This is a genomic window from Solibacillus sp. (genome assembly GCF_040273735.1).
In the GTDB taxonomy this organism is placed as follows: domain Bacteria; phylum Bacillota; class Bacilli; order Bacillales_A; family Planococcaceae; genus Solibacillus.
Genome location: NZ_JBELZM010000016.1, coordinates 62,903 through 84,979 on the forward strand (window position 1 = coordinate 62,903; position 22,077 = coordinate 84,979).

Genomic DNA, 22,077 nt, shown 5'->3' on the forward strand with positions numbered 1-22,077 from the left:
TTTATTCGCTCAATTCATTGTGAGTTTTAAGCAGCTACTAATACCACCCATCTTTATCAATAATATTGAACTGTTTCGGAACATTCAAGTGTAAAATCCTGTTACCAATTAATTCGTTGAGTGGATTATTATAGCGTTCATACTCAGAAGAGTTCAATAGTTCCATAGACAAACGCATTGATTTCGCCATAATTTTCGTTTCGGTCTCCACAATGTACAGCTTATTCTCATCCCACTCAATTTTTGGTGCTATAACATACGGCGAAATATAAACACGATTCAAGTAGAGCGGTGTTTCATAATAAGAAGCTTCTATTTTATTGTCAGTTGAATCCGTCCATGAAATAACGACCGGCAAGTAATGGCCTGTTTGATTACGTACAACTTCAATATTTTCTTCCGTTGCTTCAAAAGTTTTTGTAAATTTTAAGTGCTCTTCCTTCAAACTTTCAAACCGGCGATTTTTTAAATCTATCTCCAGTTGCTCAGTTTCCTCTAGTTGCTGCTGTAAAACTTTATCAGAAGCGATTTTTTCCACATTGCCCGACACAAACAGCAAATAAACAAGCGCTACTATTCCACAACTAAAGTAAACAATTGCAAACCAAAACGTCCGCTTCGGCTTCCAAATTTGTACCTTTGAAACTAACAAGTTTGTAAATATCATAGCTATACCTATTATTAGGAGAATTATCAGAACGCCACTCATATGCGTGTCACCTCTCTTTTCTGGCGGATCAATGCAATCAGAAGCCAAAGAACTATGACATAAACAGCACTTCGTCCAATAATCTGCATCGTTCCATCACCAAAAACAAACTGCCATGTATCATACGTATATTGCCGAACTAACAAGAAGATACCGGCAGCGATTATGATAAAAGCAATCTTTGAGAAATCAAACACAGCATGAAAAAAATAGCCGATCGATGCAGCGAGTAATGAACAAACTATAAAACCGATAATTGCAGTAAGTGATATAGTGAAGTCGTAATATATATTCTGATCCCCCGCACTCAATAGATTGATTAAAACCGAAATAGTTAAAGTGCTAATCGCTGCAGTAAATGTAAAAATACATAAAACTATAAGGAATATTCCTGTTGAAACAACTTCCGTTAGATTTGTCGTTACAATCGAATAGTTTTGCCGGGAAAGCTGCTTTGAAGCGAGCATCCACCCTAAAATCAGCATTAGCATGATTGTATAGATAAAAAATCCATCCAGTGAATAGAATTGCTCTTCATAATTCACAAAACTTACGCCTCTTCCTACAGTGCCACTCATCCCCCCTGAAAGTAACCCCATTAAAATGTATACAATCAGAACCGTACTGAACATTGAACTGTACGCCTTACATTTCCACTTCACCTGCTCATAAATATTACGCATTGGACTTACTGTTACGATAGATGTCATCAACGGAACCCCCTTTCGATGTCGTCAACACTTTACATACATCACTTGCCGATAGATTTTGCATCCTCACTCCTTCAGGTAATGACAACTCACTGGTTTTCACAATTGCTTCAAAAATTGGGCCGTTTTCATATGTCGCAAGCACTTCATACCCTTTTAATGACGGCTCCACATTCTCTTTTTGCCCTACTAGCTTGACCGCCAGCTGCTGCACTTCTTCAACAGATGAGAATAACTCCACTTTCCCTTCATGCAACAGTAAAATGTCTTCGATTAAATGCTCCATTTCATTTAAATGATGGCTGGAAATGATCATTATACGTGGATATGCCAGGAAGTCCTTTAAAATAACGCGGTACATATCATCACGGATTGTCTCGTCCATGCCATTCATTGGCTCATCCAGTAATGTAATGGCACAGCGGCTAGCAATACCGTAAATTAAATTGAATACTGCTTTTTGACCTTTTGATAGGTGTTGGTGGTGATTCTTCTCGGATATTCGACTAAACTTCAATAGTTCAAACGCTAATTCTGTTGCAAAGTTTTTATAAAACTTTTCACCCGATTCAATTATTTCCTGTAAACTCATGACAGACGGAAATGTCATTGCATCCTCGATAAAAATGGTATTTGCGGCAACCGTTAAATTTTGAAATGGTCTTTTACCAACGACTTCAATTTTCCCGTCCGATGTTTTTACATGCCCTGCCAAAATTTTTAGCAATGTCGACTTGCCGACACCATTTCGTCCAATCAGTCCAATAATCTTTGGCTCCGTAATTTCAAAAGATAACTGTGTCAAAATCGTTTTCCTGCCGTACTGTTTTTCCACTTGTTCGCAAAAAATCATTCTTTCACCCCTCCTTTTGAATATGTTTGATCAGCTCAAGCAAATCTTCATCCATCACGCCTAAACGTTTTGCTTCTTCTACGATTTCCTTTGCCATCTTCGTCAAGGTGTCACTTCGTCTTGTTGTTAAAATTCGATGTTTTGCATCCCCGATTATGAACATTCCAAGCCCTCTCTTTTTATATAAAATTTCTTTTTCTACTAAAATTGTCAGGCCTTTTCCAGCGGTTGCCGGATTAATATTAAATATTTCGGCAAGCTGATACTGAGAATACACTTTTCCTTCCGGAAGCAGCCGATCCGCCAATATCTCATTTTCGATCCATTCTGCTACTTGCATATAAATAGGCATTGTACTCTGTGTGTTAAAAATCAAAGAGATCCTCCTTTCCAGGTCATCCAGTACATTAGTGTTGTAATGTACTATATAAAAAACGAGCTTATTTGTCAATAAATCAAGAAATATTATCCACATATACTATTTATCCACAAAGTTATACACATTAACGTTGATTATCCACAATTTAATCACGATTTTTCAACAGATTGCATTATACTTATCCACAAAAAATATTTTGGAATTCTATTTTAGAACAAGATTCCAAAAAAATATTCGAATATATTTTCATTTGTTCTAAAAATCGTCACATTTTTCTAAGTTAACCCTGTCCATTCCCCAAAAAAAGAATAATTTAAATCTCCAGTACTAATGCTCCGTTAAAAATAAACAACTGCCCCCTTACCTATGGATAAATGTAAAACTTTATCTACAAGTTATCCACATTACCTTATTTTTTATCCACTAAAAAAGCATTCTAAAAGCGACAGGTCATCACTTTTAAAATGCTTTTCCATTCATTATTTAATTTCTTTCAATGTAGCTTCTACTTCTTCTTTTACTTGCAAATTCTCTTCACCGAACAGGATTTCATTTAATGCATCGTCTCCAGAACCTTCAGCTAGCGGCACACGTGAACGATATGCAGCGCGACATACTAAATGCCCGGAAACAGGTGCTGTAATAAATACAAAGATAATTCCTAAAATGAGGCGAATACTCACATAGCCATCATGAATCCAAAAGTAAATGAACCCGCCGAACAAACATAGCAATACAGAGAGTGTCGCACTTTTCGTTGCTGCGTGTGAGCGTGTGTACACATCTGGTAAACGTATCATGCCGAATGCGCTAATGACACTCACAATTGCACCAAACAAGATAAGAAGTGCCGCCATCAATTCAATCAGCTGATTTACGCTCAACAATGACACCTCTTTCTATATATTTCGAGAATGCAATCGTTCCGATAAATGCTAGAATCCCCAATATTAGAATGGCTTCCAAAAATGCCTTTGTTTTTAAAACAATCGACACGATGGCGATCGCTGAAATTAAATTGACACCAATCGTATCAAGAGCGATTGCTCGGTCAGGCAGCGACGGTCCTTTTATCACACGGAATAGGGATAGTCCGATTGCCACCATAAATAGAACAAGTGCCGCCTTTAGAATCAAATCGATCATTGTGTCACCTCCAAAATGGCACGTTCAAACTTGCCGATTGAACGGAGTACCGTTTCTTTCGATTCTTCTATATCCATTGCATGAATATAAAACGTACTGTTATCTTCTGAAACTTCCATTACAACAGAACCCGGTGTCAACGTTAATAACAGGGCCAATGTCGTCACTTGGTAGTCTCCTCTTAATTTTGTTTCATAAGTGAAAATACCCGGTGTGAAATTCATCTGTGGATCCAGTACTTGTTTTAATACAGAAATACTTGATGAAAGCAGCTCTCGAATAAATATGAGGATGAGCTTAATAATCTTTAATACACGACGCAAGTAAAACTGTGTTCCGAAAAATCGGTGCATAGCATATAAAATCAATGTTCCGACTAAAAAGCCTGACATAAACGTCGTAAAGTCTGCAGTTGGATCATCCTTTAACAAAAACCATAGCGCCGCAATAAATAAATTAATAATAAATTGACCTAACATGTGCTCACCCTCCTTTATTTATTCGTATTTAATATCGCATCAATGTATACGGAAGGGTTGGATAATGTGTAAGCTGCATCATTCACATAAACTGCCAGCCCTTCTGCACCAACTCCTAAAGCAACGATACAAATCGTCAATAGCACAAACGATACCATCGCACCGCGTGGCATCCGAATTTTGTCCTCTTCATTAATCGATGTTTCTCCAAAAAATGAAGCAAGGAAAATACGCATTAATGAATAGAGTACGATGATGCTCGAGCCGAATGCCAATGCCAGTAAAATATAGGCCTCTGCTTCAACAGCACCTTGCCCGATCAGTACTTTTCCGATAAATCCGCTTAACGGTGGAATTCCGACAAGTGCACACATCATAATAAAGAACAGCCAGCCAAATACCGGATAAATTCGAATTAATCCATTCATATTTTTCACGACAATTTCTCCTGTTAAAAGCACCATTGTTCCAATAAGTAAAAACAGTAGCGCCTTACCAAGCATGTCGTGGATTAAATAATAAACCGCGCCTGCCATAGCCGATTCAGTTCCGATCGAAAGTGCCGCCATTATAAAGCCGACACTAATGATGACGTTGTACGTAGCAATTGTCCGAACATCCCGCCCGGCAAATGCACCCATGCATCCCGCTATAATAGTCAGACCTGCCATCACACCGATAGCTGTATGCGTAACTTCCGGCTGTAACGGGAACATGAGCGTGAACGTACGGAACAATGCATACATACCGACTTTTGTTAATAGAGCCGCAAATAATGCTTGTACTGCCGTTGGAGGCACACTGTATGAACCAGGAAGCCAAAAGAACAGCAGCAAGCCTCCTTTTAAAGCAAAAACAATTAGGAAAACAAGTGCCACAACCGTTAATAATGGATCTTGGCCGGCTTCTGCAACACGCTGTGCAATATGCGCCATATTAAGCGTCTTTAATGTTCCATACATAAACGCCAGTGCAACGAGGAAAATCCATGATGCGACAACATTGATAAGCACATACTTGATCGACTCGCGCAGCTGCATCTTTCCCCCGCCTAGAGCAACAAGTACATAAGAAGCAAGGAGCATAACTTCAAAACAAACGAATAAGTTGAAAATATCTCCTGTTAAAAACGAACCGTTTACACCTGCCAGTAAAAACAATACAAACGGATAAAAATACATTTTTTCATGACGTTCGCCAATTGTGGAAAAGGCATAAATTAAACAGATCGCCGTAACAATACTTGCAGTTAAAACAAGTAGTACCGAGAATGAATCGGCGACAAATAAAATACCGAACGGCGGAGCCCAACCACTAAAGTCTATACGCATGATACCTTCCGTTTGAATAAGCTGTAACAGGACAACAGAAGTTCCTATTACAAAAATCATTGTTACTAAACTTACAACACGCTGCAGTTTAATATTATTATTTAAAAATACTAATAATGCGGCCGTTATAATCGGCACAATCATTGGTAAAACAATTATATTATTCATCTGATGACCCTCCAAGTTCCCCTAGATCATCGGTTCCGTTCATTAAATACATTCGATAAGCCAGCACAAGTAAAAAGGCCGTAACAGCAAAGCTAATAACGATTGCGGTTAAGATCAATGCTTGTGGCAAAGCGTCGGTATATGGTGCGGCCGCTTGACCTAATAACGGCACACTTCCCTTTTTTAACCCGCCGACCGTCAATAACAATAGATGAACGGCATGAGATAAAATGGCGGTGCCGACAATCACACGTATGACACTACGAGAGAGGATTAAATAAGTAGCGACTGCGACTAGAATACCGACAAGTACAATCATTAATGATTCCATACTATTCATCCTCACTTATATTTAAAATAATCGTTACGAGTGTACCGATAACCGTCAATGCGACACCTGCTTCAAAAATCGTAACAGTCGACAAATGCTTTTCTCCTACCAACGGGAGATTAAAATAGCCATCTGTCTGTGTTAAAAATGGTACATCAAAGAAAATCGAGGCAATGGCCGAACCTGTCGCCAGCAATACACCGATTGCAGCAACTTTTTTAAAATCGAACGGCATGCCTTTATGCACGGTTTCAATGTCGTATGTCAAATATAGCAGGACAATGCCCGAGCCAAGCACTAATCCGCCGATGAATCCGCCACCCGGAGCATTATGTCCCGCAAAAAATAAATACATACCTAGCGTAAAGACGATGAACACAACGCCTCGTACGACTGATTTTAAAATAACATCATTTACTTTCAACGTCTGCATCCCCCTTTTTCGCCTTAAGCTTAATAAGTGTGTAGACGCCAAGACCTGCAATGAAAAGTACAACTACTTCAAGCATCGTATCAAATGCACGGAAATCACCTAAAATCGTGTTAACGATATTTTTCCCGCCCGCCAAATCATACGAGTCCTCAAAGTATTTTGAAATTGGTTCAAAACGATCGTAATTCATCACAGCTAATCCGATCAGTGTCACAGTGGCACCGACCGCAATCGAAATTGTAACCTTCGCAAAACGCCAGCTTTTAGAAATATACTCATTTTTAAGCTTCGGTAAATATTTGAATGATAGTAAGAACAGCGCTGTTGTGACCGATTCAACGACAAGCTGAGTGAGCGCCAAATCCGGGGCTCTAAATACTACGAAGAAAAAGGCAACAGAATATCCGAGTACCCCGTTCAACAGCACGACTGTAATACGCTGCTTTGCAAAAATAATCGCAATTGCAGCAGCAATCATAACGAATACAAGAACTAATTCGTAAGGCTCGATCACCGAGTCTTTTGATGGATTCCAGCTGAATACGTCAGCATAAATCATATACCCTGCCAGCAGCGTTACAAAAAACACATATATATATACGAAATAATAAGTTAAATTACCGTTCATATAACGGTTTGTTACACGTCCTGATACACCCTCACTTGAATTAATGACACGTTCATAAATCGCATTTAACGTAAAGCTTTGCGGAATTAATTGATAGACCGGACGCCATTTTTTTAATGTACGGTATAAGAAAACACCTACAACAATGACACCAAACGTCATAATAAGCTCCGTATTAAACCCGTGCCATGCTGAAATATGAGGCGTCAATTCCTCTGCCGAAGGAAACATTGGATAAATACTTGCCATCGCCGGACTTAAAATATAATGTCCCAAAACATTCGGGAATATAAAAATCCCAATAACGAAAGCAACTAAAACAAATGGTGAAATTAACATACCAAATGGCGCTTCATGTGGCGGCTTTTCCAGACGATCCGGCTGTATTTTCCCGAAGAATGTACGCATGACGATAATGACACAGTAAATAAACGTAAAAATACTTGCCACCCAGGCGATAATCGGGAATAAAAGGCCGATGCTATCAAGTGAGAAAATATCAAGCTGTGTAATTTTTAATGTTGCTGTAAAGAACATTTCCTTACTTAAAAAGCCATTGAATGGTGGTAAACCTGCCATTGAGGCACTGCCGATTACGGCAATAGTGAATGTAAATGGCATTAACGACATCAATCCGCCTAATCGGCGAATATCGCGTGTTCCTACTTCATGGTCAACGATTCCGACCATCATAAATAGCGCACCTTTAAATGTCGAGTGGTTTATTAAATGAAAAAGTGCAGCAAATGTAGCCTGCGTATATATTACCGATTGTGTTGAATAACCAAAATGCAGTGCTGCAGAACCAAGACCGAATAAAGACATAATCAGTCCGAGCTGACTAATTGTGGAGTATGCAAGAAGTGCCTTTAAATCATACTGGCGAACTGCATTGAAGGAGCCCCAGAATAATGTTAGCAGACCTACCCCGCTCACTGCCCAAAACCATACTTCATGCCCGCCAAAAATCGGTGTTGTACGAGCTACTAAGTAAATACCCGCTTTTACCATCGTTGCAGAGTGTAAATAGGCGGAAACAGGTGTCGGTGCTTCCATCGCATCCGGCAGCCAAATATGGAACGGGAACTGTGCTGACTTTGTAAACGCACCTAATAGTACAAGACACATTGCCGGAACAAAATACACGCTCGATTGCACGACATCCAAATTTTCAATAATTTCGCGAATACTAAACGTTCCGGATGCAACATATAACATTAAAAAACCGGCGAGCATTGCAACACCACCAGAAACGGTAATGGTCATTGCTTTCCGCGCGCCTGCACGAGATGCTTTACGATGATGCCAAAATGCAATTAACAGGAATGACGATACGCTTGTTAGTTCCCAAAATACATAAAGCACCATTAAGTTATCCGAAAAGACGACGCCTAACATCGCGCCCATAAATAATAGTAAATAGCAATAGAAATGGTGTAATGATTCTTTCGTTGATAAATAGAAAATTGAGTAAAGTATTACTAAACTGCCTACCCCAGTAATGAGTAAGCTAAAAATCATACTCAAGCCGTCTAAATAAGTAGTAATATTAATACCGAAAGTGGGGATCCACTCAAAAGTGTTAATGAACACTTCGCCATTAGCAATTCGAGGGATATATGTAGCTAAAATCGAAAACAATGCAACAGGGACAATCAATACAAACCAGCCTAAATGTATATTCTTAAATCTCCTGTATATTAACGGGATTAATGCTGCAGCAAGAAACGGAAGCATAATCGAAAAAGCAATAAGCAAAAGCAATAACCTCCTAACCGAATGAGCCAATAAAATATGTAAAGTTCGGCATTCGAACAATCACACTTGACTATCTATATAACTATCTTCATAATAATGTGGCATATGGGGAATATATTTTCAAACAAGGGTAATTAAATAAAAATTACAAAAGCAAAAATATAACAAAAAATTTACTGAATATAAATATGCATCATAGAAATAAGTATACAATAATAATGGGTGCATTGCACTGTAATAGCCTTCGTTTTATCTCAATTATGCTTAATTTCTCAAAATATATTCGGATTCAATTCATTATTATAGGATAAGAAAAAGAGGTGCGAACTAAAATGAAACATGTTAAAGGCCGATTAGACGAAAGTATTTTGGTTTGTGTATATTACGGACAAAATGGTGAGCGTTTAATTCGCCGAGGACACAAGCTTGCTACATTACTTGACTGCCCATTATATGTGTTGACTGTTGATTCAAAGCCACTTGATGCATTTGATGCAGAAAAATCCGGCTATATCGAACAGTGGAGAGAACTAACTGATGAATTGGAAGTAGAACAATTCATTATTAAGGATAATGAAAAACGTCCATTCCATAAAGTTATAACAGAAATTGCAATGGATTTTAATATTACGCAAATCATCGTAGGTCAAAGTGCTCAAAGCCGCTGGGAGGAAATCACAAAAGGTTCCTTCTTGAATGTTCTCTTAAAAGAAGTACCATTCGTAGATTTTCATATAGTATCGGTAAAGCGTCCTTCTGAGGATGAACTGATCGATGTTTACGAAAAAGGTGTACGTGCTTATATAATCCAGGAAAATGATTATTATAAAGTCGTGTTTACATGCCCTAAAATTATTGCTCTGGAAGGGATTTTCTTTAAGGAGATCGGGACAGACTTCGATAATGGTATATTCAAGTTTAATTATAACGGGAAACTTTTAGAGGCTGATATAACAGAAGGTACTGTTAACAACCCTGAAATTCTTCCTAAAGATCGCTTTACATCATTAAAACCTTAATACGAAAGCTGTTTCCAAGTTATTGGAGCAGCTTTTTTTAGAATTTGCGAATAGGAAGGATTAATAATATGAAATTTGAAGTACCTAAAACAAAAAAACTATATGAACAAATAGCCACTATTATTGAACAAAAAATTACGCTCGGGGAAATTTCACCTGGCGATAAATTGGATTCAGTTGAACAGCTTGCAAAAAACTTTGAAGTTGGCCGCTCTGCTATTCGCGAAGCTTTAACTGCTCTTCAGGCACGTGGTATCATCGAAATCCGCCAAGGCGAAGGAACTTATATCCGTAAAGTAACGGCCCAGGATATTTCATTAAATATTCCTACATACGCTTCCTTTTCACAGCAGGATTTACAGCAAATATTTGAAGTACGAAAAATTTTGGAATTAGGATTAATTGAAAATGCAGCTAAACGCAGATCAGGTCGTCAGCTTGAACAATTAAAAGAAGCGCTCAGTAAAATGAACGATGCTCTAATCGATCCTAAGGCAAGCAGTAACGCCGATATGCAATTTCATGCAATCATCGCTGAAGCAGCGGACAACCCTTTACTCGTTTCGATGCTGCAGAGTGTTTCAAAGCCGATTGCACGCCAAATCCAGCATACCCGTTCCATTTTATCCACTACGGATCACGCTGCTCTATACAATTTGCACGAAGAACATACCGCGATTTACAATGCTTTAGTAAATGCAGACGATATACAGGCTAAAAAGGCGATGGCAAAACATCTTGAGACTGTTGAATCATTACTTTTCAACCAATAATGTTTTAATACGATATTATTCTCTTTAAATACTAATTTCTTAAGTCATCAGATGACCTGTTGACTTAATTATCAGAAAGTTGTAAATTTAGTGGAACAGGGGGGATTGGATGAATGTATCATTATTCGCTACATGTTTAGTCGATATGGTTCAAAGTAATATCGGGAAAAACACGGTTGAGTTATTGGAACGCTTAGGTTGTACAGTAAGTTTTCCAAAAGGCCAAACTTGTTGCGGTCAGCCGGCCTATAATAGCGGCTATGTAAAAGCTTCTAAAGAAACGATGAAAAACACAATTCAAGTTTTTGAAGATGCAGAAGTCATCGTCTGTCCATCAGGTTCTTGTGCATACATGCTGAAAGAATATGCTCATATTTTTAAAGATGAACCGCTTTGGCAGGAAAAGGCACAACGAATTGCAGACAAGACATATGAACTTACACAATTTATTGTCGATGTACTGAAAATTGAGGATGTTGGAGCAAAACTAAACGGAACGGCTACTTATCACCCTTCCTGTCATATGACACGCTTATTGAAAGTGCAGCAGGCTCCTCTCACGTTGCTCCAGAATGTAGACGGTCTTGAACTGCTGGAAATGCCTTTAAAAGAAAATTGCTGCGGTTTTGGCGGAACATTCTCTATTAAAATGGGCCCGATCTCAGAACAAATGGTAGACGAAAAGATTGCTTCTGCCGAGCAAATTGCTGTCCATTATTTAATAGGTGCTGATGCGGGCTGTCTCATGAACATCGGCGGACGGATTGACCGGAAAAACATTGAAATTAAAACAATGCATATCGCAGAAATATTGAATAGCCGCTAATAGAGAGGACGTGTTTCAAATGGCGATGAAAATCAGTCAGCAAAAATTTAATGAACGTCTTTCGTCCAACTTGGAAAATGATTTTATGCGTGGAGCTGTAGCCGGTGCACAAAATCGTTTTCAAACAAGACGGAGCGCTGCTGTTGACCTTTTAGATTGGGAGGAATGGCGCAATCATGGAGAAGAAATCCGGCAGCATGTATTGGAGAATCTCGATTATTATTTACATGAGTTGAGTACAAATGTTGAGGCTCGAGGCGGTCATGTATTTTTTGCACAAACTGCCGAAGAAGCTACCGAATACATTTCAACAATTGCCCAACAGAAAAATGCAAAAAAAATAGTTAAAGCAAAATCAATGGTAACCGAAGAAATCAATTTAAACTCACACTTGGAACAACTCGGGTGTGAAGTAATTGAAACCGATTTAGGCGAATATATTTTACAGCTTGATGATCATGATCCGCCTTCTCATATCGTGACACCGGCACTTCATAAAAATAAAGATCAGATCCGGGAAGTATTTGAACAAAAAATTGGCTATACGGCTTCCTCGAAACCTGAAGAACTAGCACTGCATGCCCGCAAAGTTTTACGGGATCATTACTTGACGGCGGATATCGGTATTACCGGATGCAATTTTGCCGTTGCCGAAACAGGTTCTGTTTGTTTAGTAACTAATGAAGGGAATGCGGATTTAGTAACAGCCTTGCCGAAAACACAAATTTCCGTCATGGGAATGGAGCGTTTAGTTCCCACATTTGAAGAAATGGAAGTTCTCGTCGGCATGCTGACACGCAGCGCGGTTGGCCAGAAGTTGACGAGCTATATTACAGTGCTGACAGGCATAAAAGAAGAACTCGAAGTCGATGGTCCTGAAGAATTCCATTTAGTTATTGTAGACAATGGGCGTTCCTCGATTTTAGGCGGCGAATTTCAGTCGATTTTACAGTGTATTCGCTGTGCTGCATGTATTAATACGTGCCCTGTTTACCGCCATGTCGGTGGACATACGTACGGATCTATTTACTCTGGTCCGATTGGTGCCGTATTATCCCCCTTATTGGGTGGTTATGATGATTATAAAGAGCTGCCTTACGCTTCCACTTTATGTGGTGCATGCACGGATGTATGCCCAGTGAAAATTCCTTTGCATCAACTGCTCCATAAGCATCGGGAAGTAATTGTTGAACGGGAAGGCCGCGCCCCGATTAGTGAAAGTTTGTTAATGCAGGCATTTGGAATGGGGACTTCTTCGCAATCAATCTATCAATTGGGTACTAAAGTAGCTTCAACCGTTATGAAGCCATTTACGAAAAATGAGAAAATTACTAATGGTCCCGGTCCTCTGAAAAACTGGACAGCGTATCGTGATTTTCCTTCCGTGCAAAAAGAACGTTTCCGTGACTGGTTTGAACAGCATAACAAAGGAGGCAAGACCAAATGATCCAAAATCGAGAACCCTTTTTACAAACAATCGCTGCTCGTCTTGGCAGGTCCGCACCTTCTTTAACAAAACCGGAGCGAAACTGGAAGCATCTCCCTCAACACGAAGTATTGAATGATGCTTCGATAGAAGAACTTATCGAAGTGTTGAGAGAACAATGCTTGAACATCCACACTACTTTAAAAAATTGCACACGGCATCAATTGCCTGAAATATTAAATGAAACAATTGCAGACTACGGTGGTGGCCGTGTAATCTACAGCGATGATCCGCGTTTTAGAGTATTGAATGTGTTACCGGTTTTTGACCAATATGAACATTTAAAATGGCAAGCTGCTAACGGTGAACAAAATATCAATTTTGCTGAACAGGCAAATGTTGGTGTCGTAATCAGTAATGTGACATTAGCGGAATCCGGCACAATTATGCTTCAAGCATCGCCGAAATTAGGCCGTGCGATTTCATTTTTGCCTGAAAATTCGATTGCCATTATACCGAAAAGCAGCATCGTTCCCCGCATGACACAAGCTGCCCAGTTTTTACGAGAGCAATCACATGTCTCATCCTGTATTAATTTCATTACAGGACCAAGCAACTCTGCAGATATCGAAATGAACTTAGTCGTTGGCGTTCATGGACCTGTGAGGATGACATATATTTTGATGGAGGATTATTAAAAAAGAACTTCGGACATAAAAATCCGAAGTTCTTTTATTTTCCTATTCCCCTACTCGATCACGCGGCAGGAAAAATGCTACGAGTAATAATAATGTCAGTACCGATATAGCATTCATTGTGAAGTGAATCCCCATTTTATCTATAAGCATCCCGATAACAACTGAGCCAATTGCACCCATACCGAATGCTACACCGACTGTTAAACCGGCCATTGTACCGATTTTCGATGGGACAAGTTCCTGTGCATAAACAACAGTCACCGTAAAGCTAACCATAATCAGCAACCCGATAATAATAAGTAAAATCAGTACGGCCGGTAAAGGAACAAACGGAAGCGCCAAGCAAAATGGAATCGGTGCGATTACCGACAGCAATATAATATTCTTCCGCCCGAAGCGATCTGATAATGGCCCACCAAAAAATGTGCCTACAACCCCAACTGCCATGAATATAAAGATAAACAGCTGACCGCGCTCAACACTCATTCCATATTGTTCTGTTAAATAAAAGACATAGAAACTTGTTATATTCGTTACGTAAAACGAACGGGCAAATATTATGAATAGCAGGACGATTAATGCCATTCCTACTTGCTTTTTCGTTAAAGGCGGCAAGGACGAAATCAGCATTTTTTTGATTTTTGATTTCTTTTCCGCATCAAGCTGACGTTTATACCACATCGATATTTTTGTTAATAAAAAGATTCCGATCGATGTAAAAATAAGAATAACGGAAACGCCGTACATCCCGAAAGGCAAAATGATAAATGCGCTTAGTAATGGGGCTAATGCCTGTCCGCTATTGCCACCTACCTGATAAATGGATTGAGCTAAGCCGCGCTTGTTGCCGGCCGCCATGAACGACACGCGTGAGCCTTCCGGGTGGAAAATGGCTGAACCAAGTCCCAAGAATAGGACCGACACTAAAATCATCCAGTATCCGCCCGATAAAATGAGCATTGTCAGGCCGATAAACGAGCTCACCATCCCAAGCGGTAATGCATATGGAAACGGCTTTTTATCGGTCATAAATCCGACAGCTGGCTGTAGCAAACTGGCGAACATATTCAGGACAAATGAAATCATTCCAAGTTGTGTAAACGTTAATCCTAAGTCCCTCTCCAATAATGGAAACATAGCCGGTATAACTGCCTGCATTGTATCGTTAATTAAGTGACATACCCCTATGGAGATCATAATAGGATAGACAGGGTTTGATTGTTTTACTGTGGTAGTCGACATTTTTTCACATTCTTTCTGCTAGTACAAAAACATTTCGCACAAATTTTTAATATTCAGCAAGTCGCTATTATTATAAAATTCCCCCTCAATTTTGCCTCTCGTCTTGAATGTATTAAGGGTGCATAGATTATCGCATTTTATTCATACTACCCTTTATAAGGAGTGATTATCATAGAACTGAACCTTGGCGAAATGATTTTACGTGCAAGCTTTGCCTTTTTCGCGATTTTAATACTCGCCCGCATCATCGGTAAAAAGCAAGTGAGTCAGCTCACTTTCTTCCACTATGTCACGGGGATCACTTTTGGTTCAATTGCTGCCGAAGTCTCAACTCAAGTGGAAACCCCTTTTTTAGACGGTATGGTTTCTTTAATAGTATGGGCTGGATTAACAATTATCGTTAGTTATATTTCATTCAGATCATCAAAAGCACGTATCCTTTTTGACGATAAACCGTCGATTGTCATCAATAACGGTGTCATTTTAAATAATGAATTGAGAAAAGCACGGCTTCACCCGGACGAGCTTGCTATGCTGTTGCGTGAACAGAGCATTTTCTCATTTGATGAAGTACTATATGCCGTTTTTGAAACAAATGGAGAATTAAGTGTCCTGAAAAAGCCGCTTGCCCGGACTGCAACAAAAGAAGACGTATCAGTGTCTGCCCCTGCCCCGCAATACTTACCAATGGAATTGATTTCGGACGGGAAAATTATTCAAAAAAACTTAACAGATCTTCAGCTTACTGAAGACTGGCTCAGAAAAAAATTAGCAAAGAAAAATATCCATGAGATCGATAAAGTTTATTATGCGCAAATTTTAGAAAATGGATCACTTTATATTAGTATTAAAAATGCTAGTCCACCTTCATAACCTTTATTTGAAAAGACATTAATCTTCATTATATTACCAATTCACTTGAAAGTTAATACAAAAAAGCAGAAATCAATTGTAAAACAACGATTTCTGCTTACTACTTATACTTTTAAATAACGAATATTCTTCTTGCTCATCTTAATACCGATCCCCACTATGACAACAATTAGGATAAGGACAACAAGTAAAGTATACCAGTAATTCTCCATTAATACGTTGTCTGTGAGAAGGCCTGTTCCGTATTTTGCGAGTTTCCAAGGTGTAACATTCCAGAAGCTGCCGATTAATGTGTCAACAAGCAGACCGACTGGAATGAGAATTATTGTAACAGCAGCAGCGACCGATGTTTGGAAGGCTGCACTCATAGCAACAGTTAGAGCCATAACAAACATTAACCAAATACAATACGTACAGAGCATCGCCAAAAACTTCGCTAAATCAACCGTTCCGTAAAGCAGTACTGTATAATACATGCTCCCCGCATAGCCCGCCATTGCACTGATGATTGCAATTATGCTTGCAACAATCCATTTACTGAAAAACAATGCCGTAAAAGACATCGGACGTACATAGAGAAGGGTTGCCGTTCCATTTTGGCGTTCCCGGCTTACAGACCCGATATAGGCAGTAATCAATACGAGCAGTCCAATTGTCTGAAATTGACCAGTTGATGCAATAAGCAGATCCGCCGGCTGAAATTCAGGCATTGTCATCATAAAACCATCGGGCATATTGCCGACCGCCTGCAAAATATCTTCCATAAAGTAATTCATCAGCGGATCACTAATACCGAGCAATACAAAAACGAGCGGAATCCATAAAATTTTAAAGCTGCGAACACTTTCGCGCCATTCTTTTAAAAGTAATGCCTTAAATTGCTGCATGCTTCCCCGCCACCTTCATAAAGATTTCTTCCAGGCTTGCCGTTTCCCGTTCCACTTTTACAACTTCATATGGTGATGCCGCCAACTGCTGAAGCAGCTGTTGCATAGTTGGACGTTCATCTGAAATTTCTACATATGCCGCTATTCCGTTAGCAACAGCTCTTAATGTAGACTGACTCGCAAATTGCCGTGCCTCTTCCGTATTTGTGAATGTTATTTTATAACGCGGTTCCTCAAACTTTTGCTTCACCTCTGTAAGTGACCCTTGCTCAACAAGTTTGCCGTCTCGTAAAAACAGCAGCTGATCGGTCATTTCCTCAGCATCATTTAAAATATGTGTTGAGTACAAAATCGTCGTTTGCTGCTGTACTTCCTTCAATAAGTTCATCACTTCCCGACGTCCAACCGGATCAAGTGCCGATACCGGTTCATCCAGCAGCAGGAGCTTTGGTTTATGAACTATTGCCTGGGCAATACCTAAGCGCTGCTTCATTCCTCCTGAAAATGTCTCGGTCTTTTTATTCATCGCATCCTGCAAACCTACAAACTCCAGCATCTTTTTGCATTCACTTTTTAATGATCTCTTTTCAAGACCGCTTAAATTGGCCACCATCTCTATATATTCAAGTGCAGTCAGCCAGGAATAGTACTGGGGATATTGAGGTAAAAAGCCGATTGCACTGCGAATATCCTTTACATCCGGCATAATGATTTTGCCGCTTGTCGGCTTTAGTATATTAGAAAGCATCGAAAGTGCCGTTGTTTTCCCTGCGCCATTCGGACCGATCAGCGCTGTAGATGTATGCATAGGCAAAGTGAACGATAAATCATCCACTACTTTTTTTGCACCAAATTGCTTTGTGAGGCCATTCACTTCAATACAGATCATTGGCTTTTCCGTCCGAACAGAAAGTAGGCGACCGGTCCGAGTGTATTAACAAACAGTGATACGAGCACCCATACCCATTTCGGGCCGCGCGTCTCATAACTGCGTACAATATCCACAATGGCAACCGCCCCAAGCACCAATTGCAATACTAATAACGGGGCAATGAGTCCCCAAGGAATATTCGATAATTGATCCATTTTAAATCCCCCTTATATTTTTAAATGATGTTTTAAATTGACGAGTAAACTTTTATAGCGCGTATCGTTTTGCACATTTGCCAACATCGGATTATCAGCAATACCTTCATAAATGGATCTTTTGATCGATTCCTCATCCCGTGGTGATTGTGTACTCAGCATAACTTCCTTTGCAATCCAATCATCCAGCAAGTAAAAATATTCATCGCCAGTGGGTTTAAGCGGAAATTCGATTTGAATAGAAATTTTTACATAGCGGTCAATAAAACTAATTGCTTCTTCTATATTATTTTGTGCAGCATAGCCGCACGCTGCCTTTAAATAAAACAGAAGCGTGTTGTGTATATTCAGTTTATCTAAATGAAAAGTTTCAATTATCGTTTCAATCCGGCTTACCGACTGTTCAAAATACGGGACATCTCCCATTTCCAAGCTGAGCGCTTCATTCGCATTTGTTATCATATACAGCAAATGCTGATACATATTGACCTGATGAATTTCCTTGGCCTTTTCTATATTGCCGAGCATAGTTTGTGCCGTAGCGATAAGCTGCTCTGTCCCAAGCTGAACTACAGCATCCTCCCCTAATAATTCGAGCACATGCTGAGGTTCCCCTTTTAATATATACGTATATGCCTCAAGTAAATTCGCCTCGTTTTTCAGCCTGTAATTTCCACTGAACTCCTTCACACGTTTACAAAGATTCTGGATTTTGTCCGCAACAGCTTCTTTTTCCTGTGCAATATTAAAGTAATTGACGTAAAGCTGCGCCATTTTCAGTAAAAACGGAAAGCAACTATAATATTCTTCTATGAGTTGATCAATTGCTGCATCCACTTCAGCAAATGGTTCCTTTGAAAAGCGCTGTGCTAATTCCGCATACATTTTTAAAATTCGTTCATCCGTCAATTGCGGCTCATAACCGAGCAGTGCATCAATTGAAATGTTGAAAAATGTAGCAAGCTTCGGCAACAATGCGATATCCGGATAGCTCTGCCCTTTCTCCCACTTTGAAACAGCTGCTCTTGATACTCCGACATGCCGTGCAATTTCCTCTTGTGTCACTTGCAGTTGCTTGCGGCGTTCTGTAAAAATGGCCGCAAATTGAAAGTTGGTCATCCCCCTCACCTCTTACACCTATTATAAAAAGAAAGTTGGCTGTTTAATAGCGACTAATTCTTTCAAAAAGGAAATTTTGTCAACTGGCGGTTTCGCTCGTTGGGAGAGATAGGGTTTCGGGGCAAGGTGTTCTAATATATTGGGTAGAGTTCTAATATATTTTTAATTGTTCTAATAAAATTGGGATTTTCTAATATAACTGTTCATTGTTCTAATATTCGTTTGTATTGTTCAAATATCTTCCCAGCGTTTTCTAATATCGCTCCAAGTTTTTCTAATATGCTGGATTAATGTTCTAATAAAAATCGAAACGCCCTTCTTTTACCTATAATCATCACTAAGTGAATCCCTCGCCCCCTGCTATTCTTACTCATCTTCTAATAAGCCCGTCACTTGTTCTAATAACCATCCAACTTCTTCAAATATTCGGCCTCATTCTTCTAATATCCGCAACCCACAACTGCGTTCAATAAAAAAAGCCGCCTCCAGAATGTAAAACATTTCGGAGACAGCCTGCTCTATATAAAGTTTATTTAATTAAATGCTTAATTTCCTCGTAGCTTGGCAGTGCCGTTAACGCACCTGCTTTAGTTGCGGCCATTGCACCCAGCTTGTTGCCGAATGCGACACAGCTGACCAAATCTTCTTTTACTGTAGGTAAACCATTGAAATGAACATAACGGAGTACGCCTGCCATAAACGCATCGCCTGCGCCTGTTGTATCTACCGGAACAACTCGTTCAACCGGAACATGTGTCACTTCACCGTTTAATACTGCATAAGCTCCATCAGCTCCAACTGTAACCAGCACAATCGGTACTAACAGCTCATCCAATTTTTGAAGACCTTCTTCAATTGTTGATGTTTCTGTCAGGAAATATAGTTCCTCATCAGTTAGCTTTAAAATATCTGCATCTTCAAAGAATGAAGTGATCGTCTCACGGCAGATTTCCTCGGATTCCCAACGAAGCGGACGGATATTTGCATCAATTGCGATGATCGCTCCTTTTTCCTTCGCCATATCCACTGCAGCACGTGTTGTTTTTAATGCAGTTTCTTCAAACATCGTCCCTGAACAAACATTTAAAATCGAAGCACGTTTGAATGCTTCTTCCTGTAACTGCTCAGGCGTTACTTGTAAATTCGGCGTCTCATCGACATAATCTTTAAATACTCGTTCACATTTTTCAGTTAAATGCACATATACACCACTTACACGCTTCTTCGCATCAAATACAGCGAAATCAAGATTCACACCTTCCTTTGTAATCTCCTGACGGCAAAATTCCGATGTTTCATCATCGCCTGTAATTGTAATAAGTGCTGACGGTGCCCCAATACGACTAATCCCTGCTGCAACATTGATTGTTGCGCCACCTAAATACTTCGTAAATGAAGTATTGGTCTGATCATTTGCAATATAATCAACGAATGCATCTCCATAAACTAAGATGAATTCTTTGTCTATTTGACTCATTAATTGTCTAACCTCCGACGTTGTATGTTCTTACTAATTTACCATAGAAAAGATATATTTATAAAACTTTATACTATTCTGAAACTAATGCTTTCTTCGCGAATGAATTTATTTTCTGTTATACTTTGTTCGGTAAGGAGATGATTGTAATGACCATTACCATTCGACAAGCAGATCGAAATGACGCCAAAGCTGTCGCACCTTTAATTTATGATGCAATCGGAGACATTGCAAACAATTTGACTGGTGAAGAGGAATTTTCACGGATTTTAGCTGCTTTAGAACAGTATGTCACAGAAACGACAAATCGACACAGCTATTTGAATACATTTGTAGCGGAACAACAAGGTGAAATAGTTGGGATTGTCGTGCTTTATGATGGCCGTCTCGGGTACAAGCTCGATCGCCAGCTTGAACAGCAGCTGGCCCAAAAGGGAATACAGACTACATTGGATGTCGAAGCACATATGGATGAATATTACATCGATACAATTTGTGTCTCGAAAAAAGCGCGAGGTCTTGGCATCGGTACGCTCCTTTTGCAATTTGCCGAGCAAAAAGGCAAGGAGCTTGGCTTCGAAAAAATTTCTCTAAATGTGGAACTAGAGAAACACGATGCACGGCGCTTGTACGAAAAAATAGGCTATCGTACAACTGAAAGCTGGACAATAATTAACGAGCCATTTCATCATATGGTGAAGACGCTCTAGAATAGGAAGAAACACTAAATGAAACAAAAATGGATTTACCCGCTATTAATCGTAATAGCGGCTAGTAGTTACGGAGTGCTATCAACAATTGTAAAAGTTGCTATGCAACATGGATATACATCGTCAGAAGCCGTGACCAGCCAATATTTCGTTGGATTTTTACTCGCACTCGTGCTCTTTGTTGTAACACAACGTACATTACCGAAGCTTTCGAAGAAAGGCAGCATTACTTTACTTTTAGCCGGGACATGTACAGCGATTACGGGTATTGTTTACGGACACTCCCTAAATTATTTACCTGCATCATTGGCAGTTGTTATGCTGTTCCAATTCACATGGATTGGTTTGTTCATGGACTGCTTCCTGAAAAGACGCCTGCCTACACGTATTGAACTAATTTCATTAGTATTTTTATTTGTAGGTACGATTTTTGCTGCAGGTGTAATTGATGTAGATTTATCGCAAATCGCTTGGCAAGGATGGGCACTAGGGTTATTAGCTGCCTTTACTTTTGCTGCCTTTATGCAATTTAACGCTCAGCCTGTTGAAGGAGTGACGACGATCGGACGTACATTTATTTTATCTGTTGTATCACTGATCATCGTTTGTATCTTTTTATCGCCTGAAATTGTATGGAACGGCCAGTTGACAGGCGGCCTTTGGAAGTTTGGTCTTGCACTCGGGCTCTTCGGTATTATTTTGCCGATTTTACTTTTTTCGATTGCCGCGCCAAAAGTCGGTGGTGCACTTGTACCAATTTTGAGTGCAATGGAGCTGCCTGTAGCGATTACAGTATCTGTCATTGTATTAAATGAGAATTTAACGCTTCTCCAAGTTTTCGGTATCGTACTTGTACTGTTCGGTATGGTATTGCCATCCTATTTTGCATCAAAAAAAGTACGTGTTATCGATCAAAAACAGCGGCTGTCCTAATTTTAGGGCAGCTGTTTTTTTATATTTCCTGTTAGCCCACTTTATTTATTTGAATTGATAAAATTTTCTAATAATTGTAAAAT

General features: G+C 39.5%; 25 protein-coding genes. 8 read left to right on the forward strand and 17 right to left on the reverse strand.

The annotated features are described in order from the left end of the window. Positions 1–37 precede the first annotated feature (37 nt). The 11 genes from ABS917_RS15100 to ABS917_RS15150 form a co-directional block, all read right to left on the reverse strand. Entirely contained in the window at positions 38–667 is a 630-nt protein-coding gene (locus ABS917_RS15100; RefSeq protein WP_350479771.1) for a glucose-6-phosphate isomerase, read from the reverse strand. A 38-nt stretch (positions 668–705) separates the two neighbouring features. Beyond that, positions 706–1,419 carry a silver transporter gene (locus ABS917_RS15105; RefSeq protein WP_350479772.1) on the reverse strand — a complete coding sequence of 238 codons (714 nt, stop codon included), beginning with the start codon at positions 1,417–1,419 and terminating at the stop codon, positions 706–708. Continuing rightward, positions 1,385–2,272, reverse strand: a complete 888-nt coding sequence (locus ABS917_RS15110; RefSeq protein ID WP_350479773.1) for an ATP-binding cassette domain-containing protein — start codon at positions 2,270–2,272, stop codon at positions 1,385–1,387. Before ABS917_RS15110 ends, ABS917_RS15105 begins: the two co-directional genes overlap by 35 nt. Positions 2,273–2,276: 4 nt before the next feature. Next, positions 2,277–2,648: a GntR family transcriptional regulator gene (locus ABS917_RS15115; RefSeq protein WP_350479774.1), complete on the reverse strand. Its 372-nt coding sequence runs from the start codon at positions 2,646–2,648 to the stop codon at positions 2,277–2,279. Positions 2,649–3,130: 482 nt separating this feature from the next. Further along, positions 3,131–3,535: a Na+/H+ antiporter subunit G gene (locus ABS917_RS15120; protein ID WP_350479775.1), complete on the reverse strand. Its 405-nt coding sequence runs from the start codon at positions 3,533–3,535 to the stop codon at positions 3,131–3,133. Beyond that, positions 3,513–3,797 (reverse strand): Na(+)/H(+) antiporter subunit F1, encoded by a 285-nt coding sequence (locus tag ABS917_RS15125; RefSeq protein ID WP_008407457.1) that lies wholly within the window; start codon positions 3,795–3,797, stop codon positions 3,513–3,515. The genes ABS917_RS15120 and ABS917_RS15125 overlap by 23 nt, the downstream gene beginning before the upstream one ends. Further along, positions 3,794–4,276: a Na+/H+ antiporter subunit E gene (locus tag ABS917_RS15130; RefSeq protein WP_350479776.1), complete on the reverse strand. Its 483-nt coding sequence runs from the start codon at positions 4,274–4,276 to the stop codon at positions 3,794–3,796. The genes ABS917_RS15125 and ABS917_RS15130 overlap by 4 nt, the downstream gene beginning before the upstream one ends. A 14-nt stretch (positions 4,277–4,290) precedes the next feature. Continuing rightward, positions 4,291–5,775, reverse strand: coding sequence for a Na+/H+ antiporter subunit D (locus tag ABS917_RS15135; RefSeq protein ID WP_350479777.1), 1,485 nt, complete (start codon positions 5,773–5,775; stop codon positions 4,291–4,293). After that, positions 5,768–6,106 (reverse strand): Na(+)/H(+) antiporter subunit C, encoded by a 339-nt coding sequence (locus tag ABS917_RS15140; protein WP_008407452.1) that lies wholly within the window; start codon positions 6,104–6,106, stop codon positions 5,768–5,770. The genes ABS917_RS15135 and ABS917_RS15140 overlap by 8 nt, the downstream gene beginning before the upstream one ends. A gap of 1 nt (position 6,107) precedes the next feature. Further along, positions 6,108–6,530, reverse strand: a complete 423-nt coding sequence (locus ABS917_RS15145) for a Na(+)/H(+) antiporter subunit B (protein ID WP_350479778.1) — start codon at positions 6,528–6,530, stop codon at positions 6,108–6,110. Continuing rightward, a complete protein-coding gene (locus ABS917_RS15150; RefSeq protein ID WP_350479779.1) occupies positions 6,517–8,925 on the reverse strand; it encodes a Na+/H+ antiporter subunit A in 2,409 nt (802 codons plus the stop codon). Before ABS917_RS15150 ends, ABS917_RS15145 begins: the two co-directional genes overlap by 14 nt. 332 nt (positions 8,926–9,257) lie before the next feature. Between ABS917_RS15150 and ABS917_RS15155 the strand changes: the two genes are divergently transcribed. The 5 genes from ABS917_RS15155 (at position 9,258) to ABS917_RS15175 (ending at position 13,667) form a co-directional block, all read left to right on the forward strand. After that, positions 9,258–9,944: a histidine kinase gene (locus ABS917_RS15155; RefSeq protein WP_350479780.1), complete on the forward strand. Its 687-nt coding sequence runs from the start codon at positions 9,258–9,260 to the stop codon at positions 9,942–9,944. A gap of 68 nt (positions 9,945–10,012) precedes the next feature. Continuing rightward, a complete protein-coding gene (locus ABS917_RS15160) occupies positions 10,013–10,717 on the forward strand; it encodes a FadR/GntR family transcriptional regulator (protein WP_350479781.1) in 705 nt (234 codons plus the stop codon). A gap of 109 nt (positions 10,718–10,826) precedes the next feature. Next, a complete protein-coding gene (locus ABS917_RS15165; protein WP_350479782.1) occupies positions 10,827–11,543 on the forward strand; it encodes a (Fe-S)-binding protein in 717 nt (238 codons plus the stop codon). Positions 11,544–11,562: 19 nt separating this feature from the next. Continuing rightward, positions 11,563–12,990, forward strand: coding sequence for a LutB/LldF family L-lactate oxidation iron-sulfur protein (locus ABS917_RS15170; RefSeq protein ID WP_350479783.1), 1,428 nt, complete (start codon positions 11,563–11,565; stop codon positions 12,988–12,990). Continuing rightward, a complete protein-coding gene (locus ABS917_RS15175; RefSeq protein WP_350479784.1) occupies positions 12,987–13,667 on the forward strand; it encodes a LutC/YkgG family protein in 681 nt (226 codons plus the stop codon). The genes ABS917_RS15170 and ABS917_RS15175 overlap by 4 nt, the downstream gene beginning before the upstream one ends. 42 nt (positions 13,668–13,709) lie before the next feature. On the opposite strand, the gene ABS917_RS15180 is transcribed toward ABS917_RS15175, so the two are convergent. Then, positions 13,710–14,909 carry an MFS transporter gene (locus tag ABS917_RS15180; protein WP_350479785.1) on the reverse strand — a complete coding sequence of 400 codons (1,200 nt, stop codon included), beginning with the start codon at positions 14,907–14,909 and terminating at the stop codon, positions 13,710–13,712. Positions 14,910–15,101: 192 nt separating this feature from the next. Between ABS917_RS15180 and ABS917_RS15185 the strand changes: the two genes are divergently transcribed. Then, entirely contained in the window at positions 15,102–15,782 is a 681-nt protein-coding gene (locus ABS917_RS15185) for a YetF domain-containing protein (protein ID WP_350479803.1), read from the forward strand. A gap of 104 nt (positions 15,783–15,886) precedes the next feature. Here the strand turns inward: ABS917_RS15185 and ABS917_RS15190 are convergent, their stop codons facing one another. The 5 genes from ABS917_RS15190 to ABS917_RS15210 all read right to left on the reverse strand — a co-directional run bounded on the left by ABS917_RS15190 (position 15,887) and on the right by ABS917_RS15210 (position 20,351). Beyond that, positions 15,887–16,669: an ABC transporter permease gene (locus ABS917_RS15190; protein ID WP_350479786.1), complete on the reverse strand. Its 783-nt coding sequence runs from the start codon at positions 16,667–16,669 to the stop codon at positions 15,887–15,889. Continuing rightward, positions 16,656–17,558, reverse strand: coding sequence for an ABC transporter ATP-binding protein (locus tag ABS917_RS15195; RefSeq protein ID WP_350479787.1), 903 nt, complete (start codon positions 17,556–17,558; stop codon positions 16,656–16,658). The genes ABS917_RS15190 and ABS917_RS15195 overlap by 14 nt, the downstream gene beginning before the upstream one ends. Further along, on the reverse strand, positions 17,555–17,755 hold the full coding sequence (locus ABS917_RS15200; RefSeq protein ID WP_350479788.1) for a PLD nuclease N-terminal domain-containing protein: 201 nt from the start codon (positions 17,753–17,755) through the stop codon (positions 17,555–17,557). The genes ABS917_RS15195 and ABS917_RS15200 overlap by 4 nt, the downstream gene beginning before the upstream one ends. Before the next feature lie 12 nt (positions 17,756–17,767). Then, positions 17,768–18,874 carry a helix-turn-helix domain-containing protein gene (locus ABS917_RS15205; protein WP_350479789.1) on the reverse strand — a complete coding sequence of 369 codons (1,107 nt, stop codon included), beginning with the start codon at positions 18,872–18,874 and terminating at the stop codon, positions 17,768–17,770. A 529-nt stretch (positions 18,875–19,403) separates the two neighbouring features. Further along, complete coding sequence (locus tag ABS917_RS15210) at positions 19,404–20,351, reverse strand: carbohydrate kinase family protein (protein WP_350479790.1); 948 nt, start codon at positions 20,349–20,351, stop codon at positions 19,404–19,406. A gap of 149 nt (positions 20,352–20,500) precedes the next feature. Here ABS917_RS15210 and ABS917_RS15215 point away from each other — a divergent pair, with 149 nt between their 5' ends. Then, positions 20,501–21,061 (forward strand): GNAT family N-acetyltransferase, encoded by a 561-nt coding sequence (locus ABS917_RS15215; RefSeq protein ID WP_350479791.1) that lies wholly within the window; start codon positions 20,501–20,503, stop codon positions 21,059–21,061. An 18-nt stretch (positions 21,062–21,079) separates the two neighbouring features. Next, on the forward strand, positions 21,080–21,994 hold the full coding sequence (locus ABS917_RS15220; protein ID WP_350479792.1) for an EamA family transporter: 915 nt from the start codon (positions 21,080–21,082) through the stop codon (positions 21,992–21,994). Positions 21,995–22,077: the final 83 nt, after the last annotated feature.